This is a genomic window from Nocardia sp. SSK8, assembly GCF_037034205.1.
In the GTDB taxonomy this organism is placed as follows: domain Bacteria; phylum Actinomycetota; class Actinomycetes; order Mycobacteriales; family Mycobacteriaceae; genus Nocardia.
The window spans coordinates 20113-44917 of record NZ_JBAGKD010000020.1; the positions used below are offsets into that span (position 1 = coordinate 20113).

Annotated in this window: 24 protein-coding genes and 1 tRNA gene; 14 read left to right on the plus strand and 11 right to left on the minus strand. The window is 68.9% G+C overall.

Features of this window, described 5'->3' with window-relative positions:
* The first annotated feature begins 220 nt into the window (after positions 1-220).
* On the plus strand, positions 221-463 hold the full coding sequence (locus WA675_RS26215; RefSeq protein ID WP_278260629.1) for a hypothetical protein: 243 nt from the start codon (positions 221-223) through the stop codon (positions 461-463).
* 141 nt (positions 464-604) lie between these two features.
* Positions 605-1279: a Crp/Fnr family transcriptional regulator gene (locus tag WA675_RS26220; RefSeq protein ID WP_040703546.1), complete on the plus strand. Its 675-nt coding sequence runs from the start codon at positions 605-607 to the stop codon at positions 1277-1279.
* 201 nt (positions 1280-1480) lie between these two features.
* On the opposite strand, the gene WA675_RS26225 is transcribed toward WA675_RS26220, so the two are convergent.
* From WA675_RS26225 to WA675_RS26235, 3 genes are read right to left on the minus strand one after another with little or no spacing between them, the layout of a single operon-like run.
* Positions 1481-2275, minus strand: coding sequence for an MBL fold metallo-hydrolase (locus WA675_RS26225; protein ID WP_336087949.1), 795 nt, complete (start codon positions 2273-2275; stop codon positions 1481-1483).
* 10 nt (positions 2276-2285) lie between these two features.
* Complete coding sequence (locus WA675_RS26230; RefSeq protein WP_336087951.1) at positions 2286-2759, minus strand: RidA family protein; 474 nt, start codon at positions 2757-2759, stop codon at positions 2286-2288.
* Positions 2760-2761: 2 nt separating this feature from the next.
* The gene (locus WA675_RS26235; protein WP_019044568.1) at positions 2762-2923 is read right to left on the minus strand and encodes a DUF4177 domain-containing protein; all 162 of its coding nucleotides are present in this window, start codon (positions 2921-2923) and stop codon (positions 2762-2764) included.
* A gap of 59 nt (positions 2924-2982) precedes the next feature.
* Between WA675_RS26235 and WA675_RS26240 the strand changes: the two genes are divergently transcribed.
* Positions 2983-4020 (plus strand): ArsA family ATPase, encoded by a 1038-nt coding sequence (locus WA675_RS26240; RefSeq protein ID WP_336087953.1) that lies wholly within the window; start codon positions 2983-2985, stop codon positions 4018-4020.
* On the plus strand, positions 4017-5150 hold the full coding sequence (locus tag WA675_RS26245; RefSeq protein WP_336087955.1) for an ArsA family ATPase: 1134 nt from the start codon (positions 4017-4019) through the stop codon (positions 5148-5150). Before WA675_RS26240 ends, WA675_RS26245 begins: the two co-directional genes overlap by 4 nt.
* A 105-nt stretch (positions 5151-5255) precedes the next feature.
* Here the strand turns inward: WA675_RS26245 and WA675_RS26250 are convergent, their stop codons facing one another.
* Positions 5256-5579: a WhiB family transcriptional regulator gene (locus WA675_RS26250; RefSeq protein ID WP_336087956.1), complete on the minus strand. Its 324-nt coding sequence runs from the start codon at positions 5577-5579 to the stop codon at positions 5256-5258.
* A gap of 372 nt (positions 5580-5951) precedes the next feature.
* Between WA675_RS26250 and WA675_RS26255 the strand changes: the two genes are divergently transcribed.
* Complete coding sequence (locus WA675_RS26255; protein ID WP_336087957.1) at positions 5952-8324, plus strand: penicillin-binding protein; 2373 nt, start codon at positions 5952-5954, stop codon at positions 8322-8324.
* A 54-nt stretch (positions 8325-8378) separates the two neighbouring features.
* On the opposite strand, the gene WA675_RS26260 is transcribed toward WA675_RS26255, so the two are convergent.
* Entirely contained in the window at positions 8379-8843 is a 465-nt protein-coding gene (locus tag WA675_RS26260) for a GatB/YqeY domain-containing protein (RefSeq protein ID WP_336087959.1), read from the minus strand.
* 121 nt (positions 8844-8964) lie between these two features.
* Here WA675_RS26260 and WA675_RS26265 point away from each other — a divergent pair, with 121 nt between their 5' ends.
* From WA675_RS26265 to WA675_RS26275, 3 genes are all read left to right on the plus strand, one after another.
* Entirely contained in the window at positions 8965-9927 is a 963-nt protein-coding gene (locus WA675_RS26265) for a metallophosphoesterase (protein ID WP_336087961.1), read from the plus strand.
* 42 nt (positions 9928-9969) lie between these two features.
* The gene (locus tag WA675_RS26270; protein WP_336087962.1) at positions 9970-11529 is read left to right on the plus strand and encodes a hypothetical protein; all 1560 of its coding nucleotides are present in this window, start codon (positions 9970-9972) and stop codon (positions 11527-11529) included.
* Positions 11530-11596: 67 nt separating this feature from the next.
* A tRNA-Pro gene (locus WA675_RS26275) sits at positions 11597-11670 on the plus strand.
* A gap of 79 nt (positions 11671-11749) precedes the next feature.
* Here WA675_RS26275 and WA675_RS26280 read toward each other — a convergent pair.
* Complete coding sequence (locus tag WA675_RS26280; protein ID WP_336087963.1) at positions 11750-11911, minus strand: hypothetical protein; 162 nt, start codon at positions 11909-11911, stop codon at positions 11750-11752.
* Positions 11912-12095: 184 nt separating this feature from the next.
* Here WA675_RS26280 and WA675_RS26285 point away from each other — a divergent pair, with 184 nt between their 5' ends.
* The 4 genes from WA675_RS26285 (at position 12096) to WA675_RS26300 (ending at position 17856) form a co-directional block, all read left to right on the plus strand.
* The gene (locus WA675_RS26285) at positions 12096-12788 is read left to right on the plus strand and encodes a GntR family transcriptional regulator (RefSeq protein WP_336087964.1); all 693 of its coding nucleotides are present in this window, start codon (positions 12096-12098) and stop codon (positions 12786-12788) included.
* Between the two features lie 9 nt (positions 12789-12797).
* Positions 12798-14495 carry an allophanate hydrolase gene (atzF, locus tag WA675_RS26290; RefSeq protein WP_336087965.1) on the plus strand — a complete coding sequence of 566 codons (1698 nt, stop codon included), beginning with the start codon at positions 12798-12800 and terminating at the stop codon, positions 14493-14495.
* Positions 14496-15193: 698 nt separating this feature from the next.
* The gene (locus WA675_RS26295; protein ID WP_336087966.1) at positions 15194-16447 is read left to right on the plus strand and encodes an APC family permease; all 1254 of its coding nucleotides are present in this window, start codon (positions 15194-15196) and stop codon (positions 16445-16447) included.
* Between the two features lie 83 nt (positions 16448-16530).
* Positions 16531-17856: a serine hydrolase domain-containing protein gene (locus tag WA675_RS26300; protein ID WP_336087967.1), complete on the plus strand. Its 1326-nt coding sequence runs from the start codon at positions 16531-16533 to the stop codon at positions 17854-17856.
* Positions 17857-17907: 51 nt separating this feature from the next.
* Here WA675_RS26300 and WA675_RS26305 read toward each other — a convergent pair whose 3' ends face one another.
* The 3 genes from WA675_RS26305 to WA675_RS26315 form a co-directional block, all read right to left on the minus strand.
* Complete coding sequence (locus WA675_RS26305; RefSeq protein WP_336087968.1) at positions 17908-18942, minus strand: aspartate-semialdehyde dehydrogenase; 1035 nt, start codon at positions 18940-18942, stop codon at positions 17908-17910.
* 3 nt (positions 18943-18945) lie between these two features.
* Positions 18946-20211 (minus strand): aspartate kinase, encoded by a 1266-nt coding sequence (locus WA675_RS26310; RefSeq protein ID WP_336087969.1) that lies wholly within the window; start codon positions 20209-20211, stop codon positions 18946-18948.
* A gap of 137 nt (positions 20212-20348) precedes the next feature.
* On the minus strand, positions 20349-20921 hold the full coding sequence (locus WA675_RS26315) for a dihydrofolate reductase family protein (RefSeq protein ID WP_336087970.1): 573 nt from the start codon (positions 20919-20921) through the stop codon (positions 20349-20351).
* Between the two features lie 71 nt (positions 20922-20992).
* Here WA675_RS26315 and WA675_RS26320 point away from each other — a divergent pair, with 71 nt between their 5' ends.
* The gene (locus WA675_RS26320) at positions 20993-21565 is read left to right on the plus strand and encodes a TetR/AcrR family transcriptional regulator (RefSeq protein WP_336087972.1); all 573 of its coding nucleotides are present in this window, start codon (positions 20993-20995) and stop codon (positions 21563-21565) included.
* A gap of 98 nt (positions 21566-21663) precedes the next feature.
* Positions 21664-22122, plus strand: a complete 459-nt coding sequence (locus tag WA675_RS26325) for an SRPBCC family protein (RefSeq protein WP_336087974.1) — start codon at positions 21664-21666, stop codon at positions 22120-22122.
* Here the strand turns inward: WA675_RS26325 and WA675_RS26330 are convergent, their stop codons facing one another.
* Together WA675_RS26330 and WA675_RS26335 are read right to left on the minus strand one after the other, a co-directional pair.
* Entirely contained in the window at positions 22123-22956 is an 834-nt protein-coding gene (locus WA675_RS26330; RefSeq protein ID WP_336087975.1) for an ion transporter, read from the minus strand.
* Positions 22957-23083: 127 nt separating this feature from the next.
* The gene (locus WA675_RS26335) at positions 23084-24694 is read right to left on the minus strand and encodes a GMC oxidoreductase (RefSeq protein ID WP_442945726.1); all 1611 of its coding nucleotides are present in this window, start codon (positions 24692-24694) and stop codon (positions 23084-23086) included.
* Positions 24695-24805 lie beyond the last annotated feature (111 nt).

Here is a 24805-nt window from a genome sequence, read left to right on the forward strand (position 1 = left end):
CGGACCAGCCCGACCCGTGTTTCCGCAGCTATCGACCGGTTCCGGCGTTTGCGGGCGGCGGAGAGACCGGCCGTTTCCACGGCGGGCGCGGCCTCGCGGGACGCTGCGGCGGAGGGGGAAACGGGCACCTGTTCACCATACGGAACCACTCCGACAACATTGGCCGTCGAGTTGGCCCGCTGTGTTCCATCTGAGACCTGGACCGTGTTTACTGCCTGTCATGCAAGGACTCGCTGTGGTGCTCTTCCCAGTGCTGTTGATGCTGTTCGCGCTGGGGATGGAGCGGGTCGAGAATCGGCTCCGAAAGCTTCTCGAACCCGACGAAGAGGTTCAGCAGTACCTGGACAATGCCAGCAACGCCGAAGTGAAAGAGCTGACGAAGCTCGGCCTGCCCGCCGCCGTGGCGCGCGTGCGCAAGCGCCGTTCCCGCACGTCCGAGATGGATGTCGCGCGGGCCAGCTGACCTCTTCACAGTGTGCGCGCCGAGCGCAATCCACTCTTTACGTGGTGTCTGTCACTGTGGTGCCGTGATGCCGCGTAGACTGCGCTGTTGGTCGATTCGCTCGACCAGGTTCGCAAGCCATATCCCATAAGGAGCACATTCGTGGACGAGGCCCTCGCCAGAGCAGGCATCTTCCAAGGCGTCGAGCCCACCGCGGTGGCCGCGCTCGCCAAGCAGCTGCAGCCCGTAGATTTCCCGCGCGGCCACGTCATCTTCAACGAGGGCGAACCCGGCGATCGGCTGTACATCATCACCACGGGCAAGGTGAAGATCGGCCGCCGGTCCCCGGACGGCAGGGAGAACCTGCTGACGATCATGGGCCCGTCGGACATGTTCGGTGAACTGTCGATCTTCGACCCGGGCCCGCGTACCTCGACCGCCACCACGGTCACCGAGGTCCGCGCCGTGACGATGGACCGCGACGCACTCAAGTCGTGGATCGATCAGCGCCCGGAGATCGCCGAGCAGCTGCTGCGCGTGCTGGCACGACGCCTTCGCCGCACCAACAACAACCTCGCCGACCTCATCTTCACCGACGTGCCCGGCCGCGTCGCCAAGGCGCTGCTGCAGCTGGCACAGCGTTTCGGCACCCAGGAAGCGGGCGCGCTGCGCGTGACCCACGACCTGACCCAGGAGGAGATCGCCCAGCTGGTCGGCGCCTCGCGCGAGACCGTCAACAAGGCACTGGCCGATTTCGCCCATCGCGGGTGGCTGCGCCTCGAGGGCAAGAGCGTGCTCATCTCCGACTCCGAGCGCCTCGCCCGGCGCGCGCGCTGACTGTTCCGCCTCCCCGCGATTATTGGCCAGACTCAGGTGCGGGGAAGATGGTGCGGGCGGCCAGACTCAGTGGGTGGCGGGGTTAGCCCGTGCCCGGTGAGTTACCCATGTGCTTGCGAGACCTGTCGGGCCGCTGGGACGTCAGTGTTCTCGAACGCTTTCCGATCGCAGGCACTTGTGGTGCCTGCGATCGGAAGGCGTTCAACTCTGTTCGGCCCGTAGGTATTCCAGCTGCGCCTTGACCGAGCTGCGGGCGGCGGGCCACAGGCGCTTGTCCACATCGGCGTACACCTTGCGGACGACCTCGAAAGCGCCCGCGTCCTGCCCTAATTCGACCAGCGCCGCCCGCACCTGATCGAGCCGTTCGCGCCGGTGGTTCAGGTAGTACTGCACCACCGGGGCCGCGTCCGGATGATCTGGCCCGTGCGCGGGCAGCAGCGCCTTGCCCGTGCCCCGTTCGAGCAGCAGCTCGAGCGAGGCCAGGAACGCGGCCAGCGCACCCGCCGACGAGGCCAGCACCGTGGTGCCCTTGCCCAGCACCGTGTCCCCGGTGACGATCGCGTCGTCGAGCTCGAAACTCACCGAGTCGCCGGTGTGGCCGGGGGTGGCCAGCACGGTGATCCGCAACCCGGCCGCCTCGATGACCTCCCCCGCCGCGAGCACGCCCACCGCGCCGCGCAGATACTTCGGGTCCACCGCCCGCACCGGCGTCCCGGTGGCCTTCACCAGGTGATCGATGCCGCCGGTGTGATCGGGGTGGTGATGGGTGATCAGGGTCAGCGCGATCCGGCCGCCGGTCGCTTCGACGATGTCGGCGGTGTGCTTCTTGTCCTTCGGTCCCGGGTCGATCACGACGTACTCGTCGCTGCCGGGACCGCGTAGCAGCCAGGTGTTGGTGCCGTCGAGCGTCATCTGCGACGGATTGTTCGCCAGCAGCACCGATGCCGTCGGGGTGACCGGCCTGACCTGGCTGTACGCGGGGTGTTCCAATGCCATGACGGCGTGCCTATCCGACTGCTTGGTCCAGTTCGACGATCAATTCCACCTCGACCGGCGTGTTCTTCGGCAATTCCGACACACCGACCGCCGAGCGCGCGTGCACGCCCGCCTCGCCGAACACCTCACCGAGGAATTCCGACGCGCCGTTGATCACGATCGGCTGGTCGGTGAATCCCGGCGCGGAGTTGACGAACCCGACCACCTTCACGATCCGCACCACCCGGTCGAGCCCGACCAGATCGTGCACCGCGGCCAGCGCGTTGAGCGCGCACAGCCGGGCGGCTTCCTTGGCCGTCTCCACGTCCACCTCGGCGCCGACCTTGCCGACCGCCGACAGCTCACCGTCGACAAAGGGCAGCTGGCCGGAGGTGTAGACCAGCGAACCGGTCTGCACGGCGGGGATGTAGGCCGCGACGGGGGCGGCGACCGGCGGCAGGGTGACCCCGAGCCGGTCGAGCGCGTCCTTCCACGCGGTGGCCACGGCTACTTCTGCCGCTTCAGGTAGGCGACGTGCTGCTCGCCGGTCGGGCCGGGCAGCACCGTGACCAGCTCCCAGCCGTCGGCGCCCCACTGGTCGAGGATCTGCTTGGTCGCGTGCGTCAGCAGCGGCACGGTGGCGTACTCCCACAGGGTGACTTCACTCATGGGGAGAGTTTAGGGCTCACCCCGAACGCCGACGAGAAACGGGTTATAGGCTCGGCGACGTGGGAGCACCAACAGCAGAGCCGGTTTCGTCGGTTCCCGGACCGTCGACCGGATGGCCACAGCGCGCAGTGAAAGCCCGCTTGCACTACGTGACCGGCAAGGGAGGCACCGGGAAGTCGACCGTTTCGGCCGCCCTGGCACTCGCGCTGGCCGCGGGGGGACGCAAGGTACTACTCGTCGAGGTGGAGAGCAGGCAGTCCATCGCGCAGCTGTTCGACCGGCCGCCGCTGCCGCCGACCGAGACCAGGATCGCCAGTGCCGACGGCGGCGGGGAGGTCTTCGCGCTGGCCCTCGACATCGAGCACGCCTTCCTGGAATACCTCGACATGTTCTACAACCTCGGCTTCGCGGGCCGGGCGATGCGCCGGATGGGTGCCATCGAGTTCGTCACCACCATCGCGCCCGGTCTGCGCGATGTGATCCTCACCGGCAAGATCAAGGAATGCGCGGTGCGCGTGGACAAGGCGGGTAAGCCCGCCTACGACGACATCGTCGTCGACGCCCCGCCGACCGGCCGGATCGCCAGTTTCCTCGATGTCACCCAGGCCATGGCCGAGATCGCCAAGGGCGGCCCGATCGCCTCGCAGGCCGACGGCGTGTCCCAGCTGCTGCACTCCGACCAGACGATGATCCACCTGGTGACGCTGCTCGAGGCGCTGCCGGTGCAGGAGACCGCCGACGCCGTCGCCGAGCTCACCGCCAACGATCTGCGGATCGGCACGGTGATCGTCAACCGGGCGGCCACCGCCGAGCTCACCCCCGGCGACCGCGACTGCGCCGTGCGCGGCGACCTGGACACCACCAAGATCGCGGCGGGCCTGGCCGAGGCCGGAATCACCCTGCCCGACACGGATTTCGACGGCCTGATCGCCGAGACCGTCGACCATGCCATCGTGCTGGCCGCGCAGGACGCCAGCGCCGCCGAACTGGCCAAGGTCGACGTGCCCCAGCTGGCCCTGCCCGCCCTCGGTGAGGGCATGGACCTCGGCGGCCTCTACGAACTGGCCGAACAGCTATCCGCGCAGGGAGTGCGATGAGCGAGCAAGTGACCACCCCGCCCGCGCTGGACGTCTCGCGGATCCTCGCCGACCCGAGCGCGCGGGTGATCGTGTGCTGCGGTTCCGGCGGTGTCGGCAAGACCACCACGGCCGCCTCGATCGCGTTGCGCGCCGCCGAGGCGGGCCGCAAGGTCGTGGTGCTGACCATCGACCCGGCCCGCAGGCTGGCCCAGTCGCTCGGTGTCGCCGAGCTGGACAACACCCCGCAGCGGGTGGAGCTGGGTCCGGAGGTGCCGGGCGAGCTGCACGCCATGATGCTGAACATGCGCCGCACCTTCGACGACATGGTGCTCGAGCACACCAGCCCCGACAAGGCCGAGCAGATCTTCGCCAACCCGATCTATCAGACGGTGGCCTCGTCCTTCGGCGGCACGCAGGAGTACATGGCGATGGAGAAGCTCGGTCAGCTGGCCGGGCGCAAGGAGTGGGACCTGATCGTGGTCGATACTCCGCCCTCGCGCAACGCGCTGGACTTCCTCGACGCGCCCAAGCGGCTGGGCACCTTCCTCAACGGCAAGATGATCCGGCTGATCATGGCGCCCGGGCGCGGGGTCGGCCGGTTCGTGACCGGCGCGATGAGCCTGGCGATGCGTGGGGTCTCCACCATCGTCGGCGGGCAGATGCTCAAGGACGCCTCGACGTTCTTGCAGTCGCTGGAGTCGCTGTTCGGTGGGTTCCAGGATCGCGCCGAGCGCACCTTCGCGATGCTGTCCAAGCCGGGCACGCACTTCCTGGTGGTCGCCGCGCCCGAACCGGACGCGCTGCGCGAGGCCTCGTTCTTCGTCGATCGCCTGTCCACCGAGCAGATGCCGCTGGCCGGGCTGGTGCTCAACCGCACCCATCCGGCGCTGTCGGGCCTGTCCGGTGACCACGCGCTGACCGCGGCCGACCGGCTGGCCGAATCCGACCCGCTGACCGCCTCGGTGCTGCGCATCCACGCCGACCGGGTGGCGACGGCCAAGCGGGAGCAGCGATTGCTGCATCGCTTCACCGGCGCCCATCCGAGGGTTCCGATCGTGTCGGTGACGGCGCTGCCGTTCGAGGTCTCCGATCTCGAGGCGCTGCGCGCCGTCGGTGACCAGCTGACCGGCACAGCCGCTGCCTCCTGATTCCGTTCGGCTATAGATAACAGTCCCGTAACACCCACCAACGGCGCCGATTCCGCAAACTCTGCGGGTTCGGCGCCGTTTGTGATAACGGTCCGGTCTCACCTGCTAGATGGCCACCTGGTGCTGACGCTGGGCATTGAAGAAGTCAGCCCACGACGTGACGTCGGGATGCTGCTTGAGCAGCGCGCGCCGCTGCCGCTCGGTCATCCCGCCCCACACGCCGAACTCCACCCGGTTGTCCAGGGCGTCGGCGCCGCACTGCATGAGCACCGGGCAGTGACGGCAGATGGTCGCCGCCTTGCGCTGGGCCGCACCGCGAACGAACAGCTGGTCAGGGTCCACTTCCTTGCATCGCGCCTGGGCAACCCAAGCGATCCTTGCCTCGGCCTGCTCTACATCCAGTCGAGCGATGGGGGTTGTGATGTGCATTTGATGTGCCCCTTTGCAGTCCGAACACCGTTGTGCGGCGCTCCAGAATCGCGAGCGCGGATCACAGCAACCCAACTACCGCTGCGGTCCGCACCACATTCCACTTTGAGTGTTAGCTCTATCACACTGGGTTCTCAATCTAGGTAAAGGTATGGCGGTTACGCAAGACCGAGCCCCGATTTTTTGGTACGGCCGTCCATTCAAATGGGCGCAAGATCGCGTAGTCGCGCTGATCACCGGCGTGCCCGGTCGCGACACGCCGATGTGATCATTTTGTTGACACGCCCGAGCAACCCCCCTGGCACCGGCCGGACATTCCCCGTCGAGCAGCACAGCAGTGAACCCCGCCACCCCACCCTTTAGGCTGGGCGGGTGCCGATCACTCAAACGCTCGCGAGGCTGGCCGGCAGCTGCGCGCTGGCCGCCGTGCTAGTCGCTGGGCTGTTGTTCCCCTTGGCCGGTGGGTTCGGGTTCATCTCCAACCGAGCCGCCGACGCCGTCGACAACGTGTCAGCCGAACTGGTCGAGGGCACGGTCCCCGCGGTGTCGACGATGGTCGACGCGGCGGGCGAGCCCATCGCGTGGCTCTACGAGCAGCGCCGGTTCGAGGTGCCCAGCGAGCGCATCTCCAACAACATGAAGCTGGCGATCGTGTCCATCGAGGACAAGCGCTTCGCCGACCACAAGGGCGTGGACTGGCAGGGCACGCTGCGCGCGTTCCTGACCAACACCTCCTCCGGTGAGGTCCAGCAGGGCGCCTCGACCCTGGACCAGCAGTACGTGAAGAACTTCAACCTGCTCGTCGTCGCCAAGACCGACGCCGAGCGCCGTGCCGCGATCGAGACCACCCCCGCGCGCAAGCTGCGCGAGATCCGGATGGCGCTCACCCTCGACCGCGAGCTGAGCAAGGACGAGATCCTCACCCGCTATCTGAACCTGGTGCCCTTCGGCAACGGCTCCTACGGCATCCAGGACGCCGCGCAGACCTACTTCGGCATCGACGCCGCCGACCTCAACATCACCCAGTCGGCGATGCTGGCGGGCATGGTGCAGTCCAGCTCCAAGCTGAACCCGTACACCAACGTCCAGGGCGTCACCGACCGGCGCAACACGGTGCTCGACACGCTCATCCAGAACATCCCCAGCCGGGCCGCCGAGTTCGCCGCGGCCAAGAACGAGCCGCTCGGCGTGCTGCCCGAGCCAAAGGGCCTGCCGCGCGGCTGCATCTCCGCGCACGAGAAGGGCTTCTTCTGCGACTACGCGCTGGAGTACCTGTCGGAATCCGGGATCAGCCGCGAGCAGATCGACAAGGGCGGCTACCTGATCAAGACCACCCTCGACCCGGCGCTGCAGGAATCGGTCAAGCGCGCGGTCACCGAGGCCGCCGACCCGAACCTCGACAACATCGCCGAGGTCATGTCGGTGGTCTCGCCCGGCCAGGACGCCCACCACGTGCTGGCGATGGCCTCCAGCCGCACCTACGGTCTCGACCGCGACGCCAACCAGACGCTGCTCGGCCAGCCGTACTCGATGGCCGGTGACGGCGCTGGCTCGATCTTCAAGCTCTTCACCACCGCCGCCGCGATGGAGAAGGGCCTCGGCATCGCCGCGCAGGTCGACGTGCCCAGCTTCTACGCCGCCAAGGGCATGGGTTACTCCAACTCCCCCGGCTGCCCCGCCGACGCCTGGTGCGTCAAGAACGCGGGCGCCTATCCCGGCTCGATGTCGGTGACCGACGCGCTGGCCACCTCGCCCAACACCACCTTCGTCAAGATGATCCAGGACGTGGGCGTGGAGCCCGCGGTGGACATGGCGGTGCGGCTTGGCATGCGCTCCTACACCAAGCCGGGCACCTCCGGCCACGGCAACTCCAGCCTGGCCGACCACATCAAGAACAACAACATGGGTTCGTTCACCCTCGGCCCGTTCGCGATCAACCCGCTCGAGCTGTCCAATGTGGCCGCCACGCTGGCCTCGGGCGGCAAGTGGTGCCCGCCCTCGCCGATCCAGGAGGTCATCGACCGGCAGGGCAAGACCGTGCCGCTGACCCAGCAGGCCTGTGAGCAGGTGGTCGACCCCGGGCTGGCCAACACCCTGGCCAACGCGATGAGCAAGGACGACGTCAGCGGTACCGCCGCTGGTGCGGCGCGCTCGGCCGGTTGGGCCGCGCCGATGTCGGGCAAGACGGGGACCACCGAGAGCCACCGCTCTTCGGCCTTCCTCGGCTTCACCAACTCGCTGGCCGCCGCGGTCTACGTCTACGGCGACAGCCCCACCCCCGGCGAGATCTGCTCGTTCCCGCTGCGTAACTGTGGCGGCGGCGATCTCTACGGCGGTAACGAACCCGCCCGCACCTGGTTCAACGCGGTGAAACCGGTCCTGGATCACTACCCGCCGCCCGCGCTGCCGCCGCTGGACGACAAGTACGTGCGCGGCGCGAACAACTCGCAGGTGCCCGATGTGGCGGGCAAGTCGCAGGGCGAGGCCACCTCGATCCTGCGCGGCGCCGGTTTCCAGGTGACGGCGGTGAATGCGCCGGGCTCGCAGGCCAAGGGCACCGTGATGGGCAGCTCGCCCAACGGCGCGGCCATCCCGGGCTCGGTGATCACCATCTACATCAGCGACGGCACGGTCCGCGTGCCCACCACCACGGCCCCGCCCTCACCCTCGGCACCCACCCCCGAGCTGCCAGGACTCCCGCAACTGCCCCGCCTGCCACCGATCCCCATCCCGGTGCCACGCTGACGACACGCGAAGGGCCGCCGTCCATTCCGGACGGCGGCCCTTCGTCGTTTCGGCTCAGAGGCGCGCTTTGACCGCCGCCGACAGGCGCGACCCGTCGGCCTTGCCCTCGGCCAGCGCGGTCGCGGCCTTCATGACCTGACCCATCTGCTTCATCCCCGGCCGCTCCCCCAGCGCCTCGGCGACCTGGGCGATCGCGGTGTCGGCCACCTGGGCGACCTCGGCCTCGGTGAGCTGGGTCGGCAGGTACTGCTCGATCACCTCTTCCTCGGCGCGCTCGTTCGCGGCCAGCTCGCCGCGCCCGTTCTGCTCGTAGATCACCGCGGCCTCGTTGCGCTTCTTGGCTTCCTTCTGCAGCAGCGCGACCACGTCGGCGTCGGAGAGTTCGCGCGCCTGCGTTCCGGAGACCTCGGCGTTCTGGATCGAGGCGAGCAACATCCGCAGGGTGGACAGGCGCAGCGTGTCCTTGGCTTTCATCGCGGCGGTCATATCCGCGCGCAGCTGCGATTTCAGTTCCGACATGCGCATCACGCTAGCCCGTCACCCCCGCAACTCTCATCACATTTTCATCGCGAAGGAAATTCCGACCGTTTGTGCGGAAACACACGCGCCGTTCCGGGAGGGGGTCGCCTATGCTGGGCAAATGCCCGTTATCTCGACGACCGCTGTCCGCCGCACCGTCTGGGGAGCCGCTGGGGCCGCCGTCGCAGGCATCGGCTACGCCACCCTGATCGAGCGCAACGCGTTCGTGCTGCGTGAGGCGACCATGCCGGTACTCGCGCCCGGGTCGCCGACCCTGCGCATCCTGCACGTCAGCGACCTGCACATGATGCCGGGGCAGCAGCTCAAGCAGCAGTGGCTGCGCGAACTCGATCGGCTCGAACCCGACCTGGTCGTGAATACCGGTGACAATCTTTCGCACCCCAAGGCCGTGCCCGCGGTGGTGCAATCCCTCGGCGCGCTGCTGGCGCGTCCGGGACTGTTCGTGTTCGGTTCCAACGACTATTTCGCGCCGGTGCCGAAGAATCCGCTGAAGTATTTCAACAAGGATCACCGCCGCGTCTACGGCGACCCGCTGCCCTGGCAGGATCTGCGCGCGGCGTTCACCGAACGCGGCTGGCTGGATCTGACCCACACCCGCCGCGATCTCGAGGTGGCCGGCATCCGCATCGCCAGCGCGGGCGTGGACGACCCGCATCTGCAGCGCGACCGCTACGACACCGTGGCCGGTGCGCCGAATCAGCTGGCGCAGTTGAGCATCGGCGTCACCCACTCGCCCGAACCGCGGGTGCTCGACCGCTTCGCCGAGGACGGCTACGACCTGGTGCTGGCCGGGCACACGCACGGCGGCCAGTTGGTGGTGCCGGGCTACGGCGCGCTGGTGACCAACTGCGGCATCGACAAGTCGCGGGTCAAGGGCGCCTCGCAGTGGGGTGAGCACACCCAGCTGCACGTGTCCGCGGGCATCGGCACCTCGCCGTGGGCGCCCTACCGCTTCTGCTGCCGTCCCGAGGCCACCCTGCTGACGCTGGTCGGCGCCCCGCCCAAGCACCCCTCGGCCGACACTGACCACGGCATCTCCACATCCGAGGCCGTCGCCCGCTAGGGTTGCGCCCCGAACGACAGATTTGTCACTAGGGGAACAATCGTGAACAACGGATCCGACGACAGGCGCAACGACCCGACCGTGTTCGGCGGACCCGGCGCACCGCAACCGTCCGACGCGCAATGGCAGCGTCCCGAGGCGACACCCGCACCGGGCGCGCCCGACCCGACCGCGGTCTGGACGCCCGGCAGCACCGGCCTGCCCCCAACCCTGCGCTGGGACGGTTCCGGCCCACCCCCCGGCCTCCCCGACCCCACCCAGTGGTCGCCCGCCGGGCCGCAGGATTGGCAGGGATCGAATCCGGCACCGGGACAACCGGGTTCGCCGGGCGCCGACGCAACACAGGTCGCGCCGTGGTCCGGCGCGAACCCGCCAGCCGGTCAACCTGGTTCGCCATGGCCGGGCGCCAATCCGCCAGCCGGGCAGCCCGGTGCGGTTCCACCCGGTGACGCAACACAGGTCGCGCCGTGGTCCGGCGCGAACCCGCCAGCCGGGCAGCCCGGTTCGCCATGGCCGGGCGCCAACCCACCTGCCGGGCAGCCCGGTGCGGTTCCGCCCGCTGACGCGACGCAGATCGCATCATGGTCCGGTGGCGGGCAGCCCGGCTCGAATCCGCCACCCGGTGCGCCGTGGGGGCAGCCCGCTCCGCAGCAGCAGTGGGGTGCGCCCGGGCAGCAGCAGTGGAATCCCGGTGCGGGACAACCGAATCAGCCGTGGGGGCAGGCGGCGCCCGCTTGGCAGCAGCAGCCACCGCAACCGCAGCAGCAGTACGGGGAGATGCCGCCGCTCGAGCAGTACGGCCAGCCCGGGTACGGGCAGCCGGTTCCGCCGCGGAAGTCCGGCAGCAAGACGGCGCTCTGGGCGGTGCTCGGGGTATCCGCGCTGGTGATCGCGGTGGGCACGGTGACCGCGGTGGCCATGTCGAGCGACGACTCGTCCAGCACCGCGGCCGACGGGAGCACCACGCCCTCGATGGTCAGCGCCCTCACCACCACTGGCGCGCCGCCGACCACGAGCAAGGCGAAGCCGACCACCACCACCAAGCCGACCGGCGCGGCGGCGGGCGTCGCCCCCGTCATCGAGGGCTTCCAGGTGGTCGCCTCGCCCGACCGCGGCGCGGCCTACGACGTGCCGCCGAGCTGGAAGGTCGCCACCGAGTCGACCATCGGCGGGTTCGGTGAGCCGCCGGGCGATTCGGTCATCGGCAAGGGCTACGCCTCCGACGGCCGCGACTACTGCCCCAATTCCACCCGCACCGTCTCCCTGCTGACCGGCTCCAAGCAGGCCGACCACGCCGCCGCGGGCGCCGAACTCGGCACCAAGACCGCCCCGCTCGCCTACGGCGGCTCCACCGGCACCCCCGGCCCGGCCGAGCCACTCACCTCGATGGACGGCAAGACCCAGGGCATGTTCACCGAGACCACCGGCACCGTCTCCAACCCCAAGCCCGGCTGCGCGAGCACCTACTCCATCTACACCTACGCCTTCAAGGGCTCCAAGGACGGCAGCTTCGTCATGGTCATGGTCGCCGACACCGGCGTCCCCGACGCCGTAGACGCCACCCTCGCCAAGCGCATCTTCAGCTCCATCCGCCCCCTCTAACCCCCACCTGACCAGCCAATTTAACGTTTCGAGCCACCTCGTTGTAAGCTACTTCAGGTTCGCCTCACGGGGTGTGGCGCAGCTTGGTAGCGCGCTTCGTTCGGGACGAAGAGGTCGCAGGTTCAAATCCTGTCACCCCGACGTGTTGGTTGAGACACAGAAGAGCCCCTGATCAGTCCACTGGTCAGGGGCTCCTCGTATTTCCGGAGGGCGGTCGCCCTCAGATGCCGTCGCTGCGCGGGGAGTGGCTTTCGCGGAAAGGGCGCTCGGGGGTGGGGTCTTCGAAGGGGGATTCGGGTTCCAGGGGGTTCGGCCAGTAGATGGTGATGGCGATGATCGCTATCAGGGCCAGTACTAGTAGCGCGATGGCGGAAGTGGTCATGGGTGCCCTCCTCGCGGGGAATACTTCTCCGTGGGTGTGTCGGGGGAGGTTCCCTGGATGTTCGGGCTGTGTTGAGAAGTGCTCTCGGAGCTGCCGTCGGGGTGGTGAGGCTGTGAGCAAGCGATAACCTGCCGCTTACTTTCTGTCACTTGATAGAAATTACCGATCGATACCGTATACACCCATGTCGACAAGGGTGGATGCCGCCGGACGACCGCTGCGGGAGGTTGTCTACACGACGCTGCGCGCGGAGTTGATGAACGGGGAGATCCGGTTCGGGCAGCGGCTGACGGAGCCGAAGCTCTCGGCCCGGTTCGGCATCTCGCGCACGCCGGTGCGGGAGGCGCTGGCCATGCTGTGCGCGGACGGGCTGCTCCAGCGCGCCGAGTTCGGCTTCAGCCCGGTGCGCCCGAGCATCGCCAATATCCGCGACCTCTACGAGCTGCGGCTCACCCTGGAACTGGGTGGGATGGCCCGGGTGCGCGAGCATCCGGAGCGCAGGCACGACGGTGAGCTGCTGCGCGCCCAGCGGCAGCGCTGGCTGGCCCTGCGGGCCGACCCGCCCGAGCAGGAACCGGGCTTCGTGGTGGTCGACGAGGAGTTCCACGTCGCGCTGCTCACCGCGGCGGGTAATGCCGAGATGGTGCGCGCGCTGGTGGCGGTGAACTCGCGCATCCGGCACGTGCGCCGCTACGACTTCATGATCAACAACCGGATCGAGACCACGATCAGCGAGCACCTCGGCATTCTCGACGCCGTCCTCGCCGACGACATCCCCGCGGCGCAGCGCCTCCTGCACGCCCACATCGGCGATTCGCTGGATGTGGTGCTGGAACGGATCTCGCGCGCCATCGCCGCCATGTCCATGAGCGAGTGAGGAATTCCCATGCCCGATTCCGCAGTCACCAGGGTCGCCGCCGCGTACGCGCGCATCGACGAGGTGGACCGTCCCGAAGTCTGGATCACCCTGCGCCCGCACGCCGAGGTCACCGCCGAGGCGGTGGCGATCGACCGTCGGGTGGCGGCGGGTGAGCGACTGCCGCTGGCGGGGCTGCTCGTGGCCGTTAAGGACAACGTCGACGTGGCGGGCCTGCCGACCACCGCGGCCTGCCCCGAATTCGCCTATGCGGCAACGACCACCGCCACGGCGGTGACCCGGCTGACCGACGCGGGCGCCCTCGTCCTCGGGAAGACCAATCTCGACCAGTTCGCCACCGGCCTCGTCGGCACCCGCAGCCCCTACGGCGCGGTCCGCCACGCCACCCATCCCGAATTGATCTCCGGCGGTTCGAGTTCCGGCTCGGCGGTGGCGGTGGCCCTGGGTATCGCCGATCTGGCGGTCGGCACCGACACCGCGGGCTCGGGCCGGGTGCCCGCCGCGTTCCACGGCATCGTCGGCATCAAGGCGAGCCTGGGCGTGATCCCCGCGCACGGTGTGGTCCCCGCCTGCGTGGACTATGACGCGGTCACCGTCTTCGCCGCCGAGCTCGATCTCGCCGTCACCGCGGCCGCGATCATGGCGGGCCCGGACGACAGCGACCCGCGCAGCCGCGCCTGGCCCGCCGACGTGCGTTTGGCCGGTGCCGCGCGGCCCACGGTCGCGATCCCGCGCCCCGAGGACCTCTCCCCGCTGAGCCCGACCTACCGTGCCGCGTTCACCGAAACCGTTGCTGCCCTAAGCGAAAAGGGCATCACGGTCGGGGAGGTCGATATCTCGCCGCTGCTGGACGCGGCCCGCCTGCTCTACGACGGCGCGATCGTGGCTGAGCGCTACGCCGCGGTCGGCGCCTTCGTCGACAAGGGCGCGGACGGCCTCGACCGGACCGTCGCCGGAATCATCGGCGCGGCAAGGGAACTGGACGCCCACGCGTTCGCCACCGATCTCGACACCCTGACCCGCGCGAAGGCCACCGCGAAAGCCCTGCTGACCGGCTACGACGGCCTGCTGCTGCCCACCACCACCGAGCACCCGTCGATCGCCGAGGTGACCGCCGACCCGGTGACGATCAACCGCCGCCTCGGCACCTACACCAACTTCTGCAACCTGCTCGACCTCGCCGCCGTCGCGGTCCCCGGCACCCCCACCGCCGACGGTCTCTCCTTCGGCGTGATGGTGGTGGTCCCCGCCTTCGCCGACCAGCTCGCCGTCGACCTCGCCGCCCGCCTCACCGGCATCGCCGCTCCCCTGCTGGTCGATACCGGTGTCCCCCTGGCGGTCTTCGGCGCGCACCTGCGCGGCCAGCCCCTGCATTGGCAGCTCGAACAGCTCGGCGCCCGCTTCGCCGGGGAGATCACCACCACCGACGCCTACCGGCTGACCGCCCTGGACACCGTCCCGCCCAAGCCGGGCCTGGTCCGGCACGGCCCGGGCCTTGGCGCGCCCATCCGGGGCGAACTGTTCCTGGTGTCCCCCGGCGGACTCGGCCGCTTCCTGGCCGAACTGCCACCCCCCATGGCCCTGACCGGTATCGAGCTGGCCGACGGGCGCTCGGTGGTCGGTTTCGCGTGCACGTTCGACGCCGCGATCACCGCCACCGACATCACCGCGCACGGCGGCTGGGTGAACTATCTGAACCAACGTTGACGACCGGGCCGGTCACCCCTCGTCGGACCGGCCCGGTCGGCATACCCCGCGACACTGCAGGAACATTGCCGGTCCAGTCCGTCGGCGTGGTTACCGTCGGCAGTGCGTCTTCAGCGTCTGGAAGAGCCACCTTCTGGGCTGCACCGCCGGGTCCGTCCGATCACCCCTCGAGATCGGCCGGATCCGGTGTTCCGGTGTCTGGAAAAAGAATGCGACGGCGGTCTCTAGAGGTTCTTAAGAACAACTTGTCGCCTCGGCTCCCGTTCTCGAGGATGATGAAAGGACCGAGACAAAGGGAGAACGACGATGGACACGGTGATCGTCTGGTTGCTGGCCAGCCTGCTCTACTGGTTCAGCAACTTCTGAGCCCCCGCGCAACACCCACGAGGCAGGACCGCTCCCGGGCGGGCCTGCCTCCCGCCTTTCCGGGCGTAGCGGGCGTCACATCCGGGCCGCGGAATTATTCGCGGGGGACCCTCGTTGAACCCCCTGTCGGCGTCCGAACAGCCCCGGGCCTCACCCCATCTGTCGCTTCGAGCGACCACTCGCCGAGAGGCGCTTGTGGGGCGTCGACACCCTGACGGGTCACCCACGCGGTGGCCCTTCGACTCCGAACGCCGCCAGGTCTCCCTCATCGATCTGGCGGCGTTCGTCGTGTCCGGGTCGCGCGTTCGCGGCCGCTGCTCGAGGATGGACCCATGTACAGCGGTGGGACCTTGCGGCGCGAGCTGGGATTGCGGGATTCGGTGGTCGTCGGGGTCGCGGCCATGGTGGGCGCCGGGGTGTTCGCCGCGCTGGGGCCCGCCGCGGGCGTGGCCGGGTCCTGGCTGCTGCTCGCGCTGGCCGTGGCGGCGGTGGTGGCCTACTGCAATGCGATGAGTTCGGCGCGGCTGGCGGCGCGGTATCCGGTGTCGGGGGGCACGTATGTGTACGGGCGCGAGCGGCTCGGCGAGTTCTGGGGGTACTTGGCGGGGTGGGGGTTCGTCGTCGGGAAGACGGCGTCGTGCGCGGCCATGGCCCTGACGGTGGGGACCTACGCGTGGCCCGGGCAGGCGCACGCGGTCGCGGTGGCCGTCGTGGTGCTGGTGACGGCGATCGACTATGTGGGTGTGCAGAAATCGGCGCTGGCGACGCGGGTGATCGTCGCGGTGGTGCTGGCGGTGCTGGCCGTGGTGGTGCTGGCCGGGCTGGGCGGAAACCATTCGGCGGCAACGGTTCTCGACGGCGAGGTGGGGCCGTACGGGGTATTGCAGGCGGCCGGGCTGCTGTTCTTCGCCTTCGCCGGGTACGCGCGGATCGCCACGCTGGGTGAGGAGGTACGCGAGCCGGAGCGCACGATTCCGCGCGCGATCCTGCTGGCGCTGGGCCTCGCGCTGGCGGTGTACACGCTGGTCGCCGTGGCCGCCCTGCTGACGCTGGGCTCGGGCGGTCTGGCGGCGGCCACCGATCCGCTGGCCCAGCTGGTGCGCACCGCGGGGGCGGGCTGGCTGGCGCCGGTGGTGCGGGTGGGCGCGGTGCTGGCGGCGACCGGGTCGCTGATGGCGTTGATCCTCGGCGTCTCCCGCACGTCTCTGGCCATGGCCCGCGACGGGCACCTGCCCGCCACGCTGGCCGCCGTGCATCCGCGCTACGCCGTCCCACACCACGCCGAATTGGCCGTGGGCGCGGTGGTGGCCGTGCTCGCGGCGACCGTGGATCTGCGCGCGGCCATCGGGTTCTCCTCGTTCGCGGTGCTCGCCTACTACCTGATCGCCAATCTGTCGGCGGCCACGCTCACCGCGGCCGAAGGCAGGCCAGCGCGGTGGATTCCGGTGGTGGGGGCGCTCGGTTGCGTGGTGCTCGGGTTCGCCCTGCCGATCGGGTCCGTGCTGGCGGGGCTCGGCGTGCTCGCGGCGGGCGCGGCGGTGTACGGGCTGCGGGTATCGCGGGGAGGTGAACATCCGCGCGATTAGGGGATCCGACGGCCCCGCTTTACGGGTTACGGCAGGTCGGGAGGGCTACGCTCGCCCGCATGGGGACGCGCAGGGGATTTTTCGTGGGAACAGTTGTGGCGGTACTGGCCTCGGCGAGCCTGCTCGCCGGTCCCGCGTCGGCCGCCCCCGGCGCCTCGACCACCTGCGCGGTGACCTCCGAACGGGAGCTGCGACGGGCCCGGCCCGAACAGGTCGGGCTGGATCCGAACAAGCTCACCGAGGCATTGCAGTTCGCCGCCACCCGCAATCGGCTCAATGTGCAGGTGTTCCGGCACAACTGCCTGGTCGGTGAGGGCCTGCGCAACGACGAGACCGGCAATGTGGCGTGGAATATCTGGAGCGTCACCAAGTCGGTGGTCTCGCTGCTCGCCGGAATCGCTTCCGACCAGGGCAAACTCGACGTCGCTGCGCCCATCGACCGCTATCTTCCGCCCGGCCTCGGTGACGCCGCGCATCGCGCGATCACCGTGGAGAACCTGCTCACCGAGACCTCCGGCATGAAGGTCGGGGTGCTCACCGAGGGCATCACCGCGGTGATCCCGGTGGACCCGAACTCCGCGGTGCAGGCGCTGGCCGTGGAGCTGATCAACCCACCCGGCACCACGTTCAGCTACAGCCAGCGCAATGTCGACCTGCTGTCGTACGTGATCGAGCTGGCCGTTGGCGAACCACTCCAGGACTTCGCGCAGCGGCAGCTGTTCGACCCGCTCGGCATCCCGCGCAGCGACTACTACTGGGCACGCGACCGTTCCGGCCACACCTACGGCTACGCCCACCTCATGCTGCCACCCAACGACCTGGCCAAGATCGGCCTGCTGGTGAGCAACGACGGCCGATGGGGCGGCACCCGGGTGATCTCGGCGGACTACCTGCGTCAGGCCCGCACGCCCTCCACCGCCAACCCCTGCTACGGCTACCTGTTCTGGGTGGGCGCAGACTGCGCCGAATCGCCGGACTTCCTGCCCGAGGACACTTTCTTCATGTCCGGGCTGGCCCTGCAGAACGTCTTCTTCATCCCGAGCCTGGATCTGACGGTCATGTGGACCGGCACCTTCGGCAACCAGTCCGCCTACGGGGCTAGCGGGGTGATCGCACACCCCGAGGAGCTGCCGCACGAGTTCTTCCGCAGGCTCTTCGCCGCCTTCACCGATACTCCGGTGCCGGTGGCCGAGCCGTATGTGGAACCGCCGCTGGACTTCGACGCGGCCAAGCTGATCGACTCCGAGATCCTGCTCGCCGTCTTCGGTGTCGGGCCGGGGGCCTATCCCGGCTGCACGGTCTTCGCGTGCCTGAATCAGCCGCTCGCCGCGCCGTTCTCGAGCATTCCGCCGGGCTGTGCCGTGCTGGTGTGCGTGGGCAACGATCCGCGCACGCCGGGGATCCGCTAGACGACGCGGGCCGGGCCGTCGACGGACGGCCCGGCCTGGTCGAGTGTGAACTCAGCGGTTGTTCAGCAGCACTTCCGCGATCTGAATCGTGTTGAGCGCGGCGCCCTTACGCAGGTTGTCGCCGGAGATGAACAGCGCGAGGCCACGGCCGTTCGGGGCGCCCGGATCCTGGCGGATGCGGCCGACCAGCGAGTCGTCCTGACCGGCGGCGGCCAGCGGAGTGGGCACGTCGACCAGGCGCACGCCCGGTGCCTTGCCCAGCAGCTCGCGCGCCTGCTCGACCGAGATCGGCTCGGCGAACTCGGCATTCATCGACAGCGAGTGCCCGGTGAACACCGGCACGCGCACACAGGTGCCGCTGACCAGCAGATCGGGCAGGCCCAGGATCTTGCGGCTCTCGTTGCGCAGCTTCTGGTCCTCGTCGGTCTCGAACGAGCCGTCGTCCACCAGCGCACCGGCCAGCGGGATGACATCGAACGCGATCGGCGCGACGTACTTGTTCGGCGCGGGGAACTCCACCGCCGAGCCGTCGTGCACCAGCTTCTCGGCGTCGGCGGCGACGGCGCGGATCTGGGTGGCCAGCTCCGCCACACCGGCCAGGCCAGAGCCCGACACCGCCTGGTACGACGACACGATCAGGCGCTGCAATCCCGCCACGTCGTGCAGCGGCTTGAGCACCGGCATCGCGGCCATGGTGGTGCAGTTCGGGTTGGCGATGATGCCCTTGGGCAGGTTGCGGGTGGCCTCGGGGTTCACCTCGGAGACCACCAGCGGGACCTCGGGGTCCTTGCGCCAGGCCGAGGAGTTGTCGATGACGGTCACGCCCGCGGCCGCGAAGCGCGGCGCCTGCACCCGCGACATGGTGGCACCGGCGGAGAACAGCGCGATGTCCAGACCCGTCGGGTCGGCGGTCTCGGTGTCCTCGACGACGATCTCGCCGCCGCGCCACGGCAGGGTCTTGCCCGCCGAGCGCGCCGAGGCGAAGAAACGCACCTCGTCGGCCGGGAAGTCGCGCTCTTCGAGCAGCTTGCGCATGACAGCGCCGACCTGACCGGTCGCGCCGACGACGCCTACACGTACACCCATTGCTTAACGCCCCGTTCCGCCGTGGACGACGGCGGCCTCTTCGCCGCCGAGATCGAAGGCCTTGTGCAGCACCTGCACGGCCTCGTCGAGTTCGGTGTCGCGCACCAGCACCGAGATCCGGATCTCCGAGGTGGAGATCAGGTCGATGTTGACGCCCGCGTTGGCCAGCGCCTCACAGAAGGTGGCGGTGACGCCCGGATGCGACTTCATGCCCGCGCCGACCAGCGAGACCTTGCCGATGTGATCGTCGGAGAGGATCTCGGCGAAGCCGATCTCGTCCTGACGCTTGGTCAGCATCTGCACCGCGCGGACCAGGTCGGTCTTCGGGCAGGTGAAGGTGATGTCGGTCTTGCCCGTGTCGACCTTGGAGATGTTCTGCAGCACCATGTCGATGTTGATCTCGGCGTCGGCGACCGCGCGGAACACCTTGGCCGCGTAGCCCGGCTCGTCGGGCAGGGCGACGACGGTCACCTTGGCCTCGCTGCGGTCGTGCGCGACGCCGGTCAGGATTGCCTGCTCCACGGGAATGTCCTCCATCGATCCGAAAACTGTGGTGCCGATCTTGTCGGTGTAGGACGACCGGACATGAACGGGAACGTTGTAGCGGCGCGCGTACTCGACGCAGCGCAGCATCAGCACCTTCGACCCGCAGGCCGCCATTTCCAGCATCTCCTCGTAGGAGATGTTGTCGAGCTTCTGGGCGTCGCCGACGATGCGCGGGTCGGCGCTGAAGATGCCGTCGACGTCGGTGTAGATCTCGCAGACGTCGGCTTTCAGCGCGGCGGCCAGGGCGACGGCGGTGGTATCGGACCCGCCGCGGCCCAGCGTGGTGACGTCCTTGCTGTCCTGACTCACGCCCTGGAAGCCCGCGACCAGCACGATCTGCCCCTCGTCGAGGGCCTCCTGGAGGCGGCCGGGGGTGACGTCGATGATCTTGGCGTTGCCGTGCGCACCGGTGGTGATCACCCCGGCCTGCGAGCCGGTGAACGAGCGCGCCTCGGCGCCGAGGGTGTGAATGGCCATGGCCACCAGCGCGTTCGAGATGCGCTCGCCGGAGGTGAGCAGCATGTCCATCTCGCGGGCGGGCGGCGCGGGGGCCACCTGCTCGGCGAGATCGAGGAGTTCGTCGGTGGTGTCGCCCATGGCCGAGCAGACCACGACCACGTCGTGGCCCTGCTTCTTGGTCTCCACGATCCGTTCAGCGACGCGCCGGATCCGCTCGGCGGTGGCCACCGAGGATCCTCCGTACTTCTGAACAACGAGAGCCACGGCAATGGTCCTTCACGATCGGGAATCGAGCTGCTATCAGCGACCAAGAGTACCGGCCGCCGCCCACCCGATCCGCCGCTACCTCCCCAGCCTGTGGAAAACGACACAGGCTTGTCACCTGTGGCTGACCACCGGAATCAGGCCCGCTCGAACCAGGTGACCTGCGCGCCGTTGTCGAATTCCTTGCGCCGCACGGGGGTGAACTGTGTCGGTTGGAAGACGCCGCCGAAGACCGAGACACCCGACCCCGCGATCACCGGATAGCTCTTGATGATCATCTCGTCGATCTCGCCGAGGAGCTGCCCGGCCAGGTTGCCGCCGCCGCACAGCCAGATGTCGAGGCCGTCCTGCTGCTTGAGCTCGCGCACCAGCTCGACCGGGTCTCCGGCGTAGATCTCGACGCCGGGATGGTCGGCCTGGCTCAGCGAGTTCGACACGACGTATTGCTTCATGTGCTGGAACGGGCTCTCGACGTGCTCACCCGGGAGAATGTAGGTGCCGCGGCCCATCAGCACGGTGTCCCAGTGCTTGGCCGGAAGATGCGGGTCGACGCCCACGTGCGGGCGGATGTGCGTCGGCATGGCGTCGGGGAACTCGGCGGACATCCACGCCACGTAGTCGGCCGGGGTCGGATAGAAGTCGACCTCGCCGCCGGGGCCCGCGATGTAGCCGTCGAGCGAGACGCCGATGTAGTAGACAAGCTTTCGCATGGGTACCGCCTCAGTTGTAGTACTCTGTTTGAAGTGGTTTGAACATAGTACTACGGATGGAGTGGTGTCAAGTGCGGACTAATCCCGAGCGCCGTCAAGCCCTGTTGGACGCGGCCATCGAGGTGCTGGCGGCCGAGGGAGCGCGCGGACTGACCTTCCGCGCGGTGGACAAACAGGCGGGTGTGCCCGCGGGGACGGCGTCGAACTATTTCGCCAATCGCGACGAGCTACTCACCCAGGCGGGCATCCGCTTCTACGAGGTCATCGCGCCGAGCGCGGAGGCGATGGCGCAGGTCAGCAACGGGCCGAGGACCAAGGAGCACATCGCCGTGCTGATGCGCGAGGTGGTCAGCCGCCTGGAATCGCATCGCACCGCCTACCTGGCCCTGCTCGAGCTGCGCCTCGAGGCCACCCGGCGCCCGGAGCTGCGCGCGGTGCTCACCGAGCGGGTGCGCGCGGATGTCGAGTTCAATGTGCGCAATCACCTGGCATCCGGGCTCCCCGGTGACGCGGATTCGGTACTACTGCTCTATCTGGCGCTGAACTGGCTCATCGTCGAACACCTCACACTGCCCGGAATCTTCACCGAGGAGCAGAGCCTGGCGCTCATCGAAACCGCCGTCGAGCGGGCGATACCCGGCTGACCCGGTCATTTGTCCAGACCATAGACGTGTTGACGATCACTGGTACAACTGTGCACAATCGGGCGCGAAGACAGCGGGGGTTCGGAGGATAGACACAGATGCGCTCGAAAACCGACATCCGCTTCACCGTTGACGCCGATATCGATCAGGTCATGAACGCGCTGCTGGCAGTAGAGCGTTTCGGGGAGTGGGCGACCTTCTACCGAAACGTCCGGACCGGCCCACGCGATCCCGAAGGCAGGCCACGGCGGGTGTTCGTCACCGCGGAGTTCATGGGCAGCGTCGACGACCAGGTGCTCGAGTTCTCCTGGGAACCCGACCGGGTGTCGTGGACGGTGGTCGACAGCAGCCGGGGTTCCAAGGGGACGTCCTCGTTCGAACTGTTCGCCGTCGACGAGGGCACCGAGATCGACTACCACGAGGAGATGCGGCTGCCGCTGCCGATTCCCGGTGTCCTGTTCAACCGCACCCTGCGCAGGGCGGCCGAAGAGGCAGCGGCGAACTTCGCCGATTTCGTCCAGCAGTTCCCCGGCGTCGGCGGCTACGCCGTCGGCTGATCAGAGCCGTTTACCCTGCGCCAGGTGGTGGCGCACGCCGTGCTCGCTTGGCGTGGCGCCGCGCTGTGAGGGCGGCACCCGGACCCCGGCGCGGACGGCGTCGTTGATCTGGTCGAGGTTCTCCCGGAGCATGTCGGCGACGAGTTCGTCGGTGCGCGGGTCGTCGAGCAGCTGGCGCAGCATGCGGTACACGGTGTCGGCGACGAGCCGGATGATGTCGTCGTGGAACGGGACGTAGCGCAGCTTGCCGGTCTGCGGGTCGTTCTTGATCAGGTCGACGATCATCTGGTCGACCTCGGCGCGGTTCTCCTCCAGCGCGGCGGCGATGTTCTTGGTGTAGTGCCCAGTGCGCAGCACCTTGGAGACCTCGTCGAGGATGGCGATGGTCATCGGGCGCTTGATCACGTCGACGATGGTGCCGACGAACCGGTTGACCAGCGTCGCGGTGACCCGCTCCCCCAGCGCCCGGTCGGCCACCCGGCCCAGCCGCAGCAGGATCACCACGATCCGGAACAGCCGGAACCCGCGGAAGATCGGGCTGGTCACCGGAACCATGCCCAGGACCTCGTACCAGTAGACGAACGGGAAGGTCCACGGCCAGCCCGCCCGGCGCCAGCGCCACAGGAACTCCAGCAGGAAGATCCCGCAGATGCTCCAGTCGACCACCACGATCGCGTGATAGGTCGAGCCGGAGACCGGGAAGAAGGTGATCCACACGACCAGCGCGACCGAGATGATCGCCAAGATCAGCATGAAGATATCGGTGCGCAGCGAGGGGGTCTTGGACCGCACGTCCGGCACTGCCTCGGCCCGTTCGATACCCGGTGAGACCACCCGTGCTCCTGCTGTCTGGCGGCCGGGGCCGCGGTGTCGGGGCCATGCGGCCCGAGGTCGGCCGGTGGCCCGGCGCTGCTGTTGCCCACGCTAATTGGTCCCCTGCCCGGGCGCGGGGAGTTGGGCGTCAGCCGCGCAGGATCGCCTCGATATTGCGTTCGGCCAGGGCGGTGATGGTCAGCGACGGGTTGACCGTCGCGGTGCTGCCCGGAATCGCGGCGCCGTCCATCACGTACAGACCGGGGTGACCGTGCACGCGGCCGTAGCCGTCGGTGGCCCGGCCGAGCACCGCGCCGCCCAGCGGATGCGCGGTGAACTGGGCGTTCGCGTCGTAGCCCAGCGCGCCGTACTCGGCCAGCGCGCCCGCCTGCTCGGCGATCCGGTGATCGACCGCGCGGGCCGCGTCGACCACGGCCCGCTGAGCCTGCGCGGGCCAGTTCAGGCCGACGCCACCGGAGGCCGGGTGGTAGCCGAAACGAGCCCGGGTCGAATCGAGCACCATGCCCAGCGAGGCCAGCGCGCCGGTCTCGAACGGAATGCCCGGGATGTACCAGTTCTCCAGGGTCAGCGCGGCCCCCGACTCGTCGTAGACGCGGCTGGCGCTGGGCACGCCCTGGCCCTGACCGGCCACCGAGCTGGCGCCACGGGCCAGCACCACGTCACCGTTGGTGCCGAAGCCGTCGCCGATGTGCTCGTTGAGGTGCGGCAGCGCGCCGGTGGCCTGGGCGCGGACCAGCAGTTCGGAGGTGCCCACCGAACCGGCGCCGAGGAACAGCTTGTCGCAGGTGAGCGTGCGGGTGGCGAGGTGCTGACCGGTGGGGGCCAGTTTCGTCACGGTGACCACGAATTTGCCGTTGCCGTCCTGGGCGATGCTGTCGACCTGGTGACCGGGGTAGACCTGGGATTTGCCGGTCTCGGCGGCGTAGCGCAGATAGTTCTGGTTGAGGTCGAACTTGGCGCCGTTGGAATTGCCCAGGTTGGAGCGGGCGACGGTGGCCGAGGGGCGCGAGGTACCCGCCAGCTCGGCGCGCAGCACGTCCCAGGTGAAGATGGAGTCGTTGGGGATCGGCTGGTACCCGGCCGCGCGGACCTGCGCGTCCCAGGCGCGCGAGTGCGCGAACGGCTCGGAGTTATAGATGTCGGCGGGCATGGTGTCCAGGCGCAGCATCTGGCGCACCCGCGGGTAATAGACGCGCTCCAGCTCGCCGTAGTCGACGATCCCGCCGAAGACCTGGTCGAAGAGCCTGCGCTCGGGCGCCACCATCGCGCCGGTGAACACCACCGAGCCGCCGCCCACCGCCGCGGCCCGCCACACATCGATCCCACCGAACTCGGTCACATCCAGCACGCCACCGAACGCGCCGAAGCTCATCGGCACCTTGGTGACGCCGGTGAAGCTGGTGCGATGCCAGAAGCCGCGACCGTCGGGCAGGTCGTCGCCGGTGAAGATCTCCCGCCACGGATCATTGGGCCAGCGCGAGCCCCGCTCGAGCACAGTGTTGACGATCCCGGCCTCGGCCAGCCGCAACGCGGTGACGGCCGCGCCGAAGCCCGAGCCGATCACGATGGCCGGGGAATGCTCCGGCGCGTCCGGAATCGGGGCGAAGATCTCCGGCACCCAGGACGGGAACATCGCCTCGCGCGGATCGGCGGCCGCCGACGGCATCGTCAGGTTCGTTCCCACGGCACCGGCGATCGTCGCCAGTCCCGCCGCCTTGAAGAAGGCACGTCTGTGCACCAGGCCACCTCCCTCATCACGCATGGCCGAGCGCAGAATACCGCGTAACTACGGACCTACCTGGGTAGCGCGGACAATTTGTCACGACTCACCACGAAACCCAGCCCCGCC

Coding starts and splice junctions, on each gene's coding strand:
- WA675_RS26285 (WP_336087964.1), top strand. CDS start 12,096: ATGTCGACAAGGGTGGATGCCGCCGGACGACCGCTGCGGGAGGTTGTC.
- WA675_RS26280 (WP_336087963.1), bottom strand. CDS start 11,911: ATGACCACTTCCGCCATCGCGCTACTAGTACTGGCCCTGATAGCGATC.
- WA675_RS26260 (WP_336087959.1), bottom strand. CDS start 8,843: ATGTCGGAACTGAAATCGCAGCTGCGCGCGGATATGACCGCCGCGATG.
- WA675_RS26295 (WP_336087966.1), top strand. CDS start 15,194: ATGTACAGCGGTGGGACCTTGCGGCGCGAGCTGGGATTGCGGGATTCG.
- WA675_RS26225 (WP_336087949.1), bottom strand. CDS start 2,275: ATGGCATTGGAACACCCCGCGTACAGCCAGGTCAGGCCGGTCACCCCG.
- WA675_RS26325 (WP_336087974.1), top strand. CDS start 21,664: ATGCGCTCGAAAACCGACATCCGCTTCACCGTTGACGCCGATATCGAT.
- atzF (WP_336087965.1), top strand. CDS start 12,798: ATGCCCGATTCCGCAGTCACCAGGGTCGCCGCCGCGTACGCGCGCATC.
- WA675_RS26250 (WP_336087956.1), bottom strand. CDS start 5,579: ATGCACATCACAACCCCCATCGCTCGACTGGATGTAGAGCAGGCCGAG.
- WA675_RS26315 (WP_336087970.1), bottom strand. CDS start 20,921: ATGCGAAAGCTTGTCTACTACATCGGCGTCTCGCTCGACGGCTACATC.
- WA675_RS26235 (WP_019044568.1), bottom strand. CDS start 2,923: ATGAGTGAAGTCACCCTGTGGGAGTACGCCACCGTGCCGCTGCTGACG.
- WA675_RS26215 (WP_278260629.1), top strand. CDS start 221: ATGCAAGGACTCGCTGTGGTGCTCTTCCCAGTGCTGTTGATGCTGTTC.
- WA675_RS26265 (WP_336087961.1), top strand. CDS start 8,965: ATGCCCGTTATCTCGACGACCGCTGTCCGCCGCACCGTCTGGGGAGCC.
- WA675_RS26245 (WP_336087955.1), top strand. CDS start 4,017: ATGAGCGAGCAAGTGACCACCCCGCCCGCGCTGGACGTCTCGCGGATC.
- WA675_RS26305 (WP_336087968.1), bottom strand. CDS start 18,942: ATGGGTGTACGTGTAGGCGTCGTCGGCGCGACCGGTCAGGTCGGCGCT.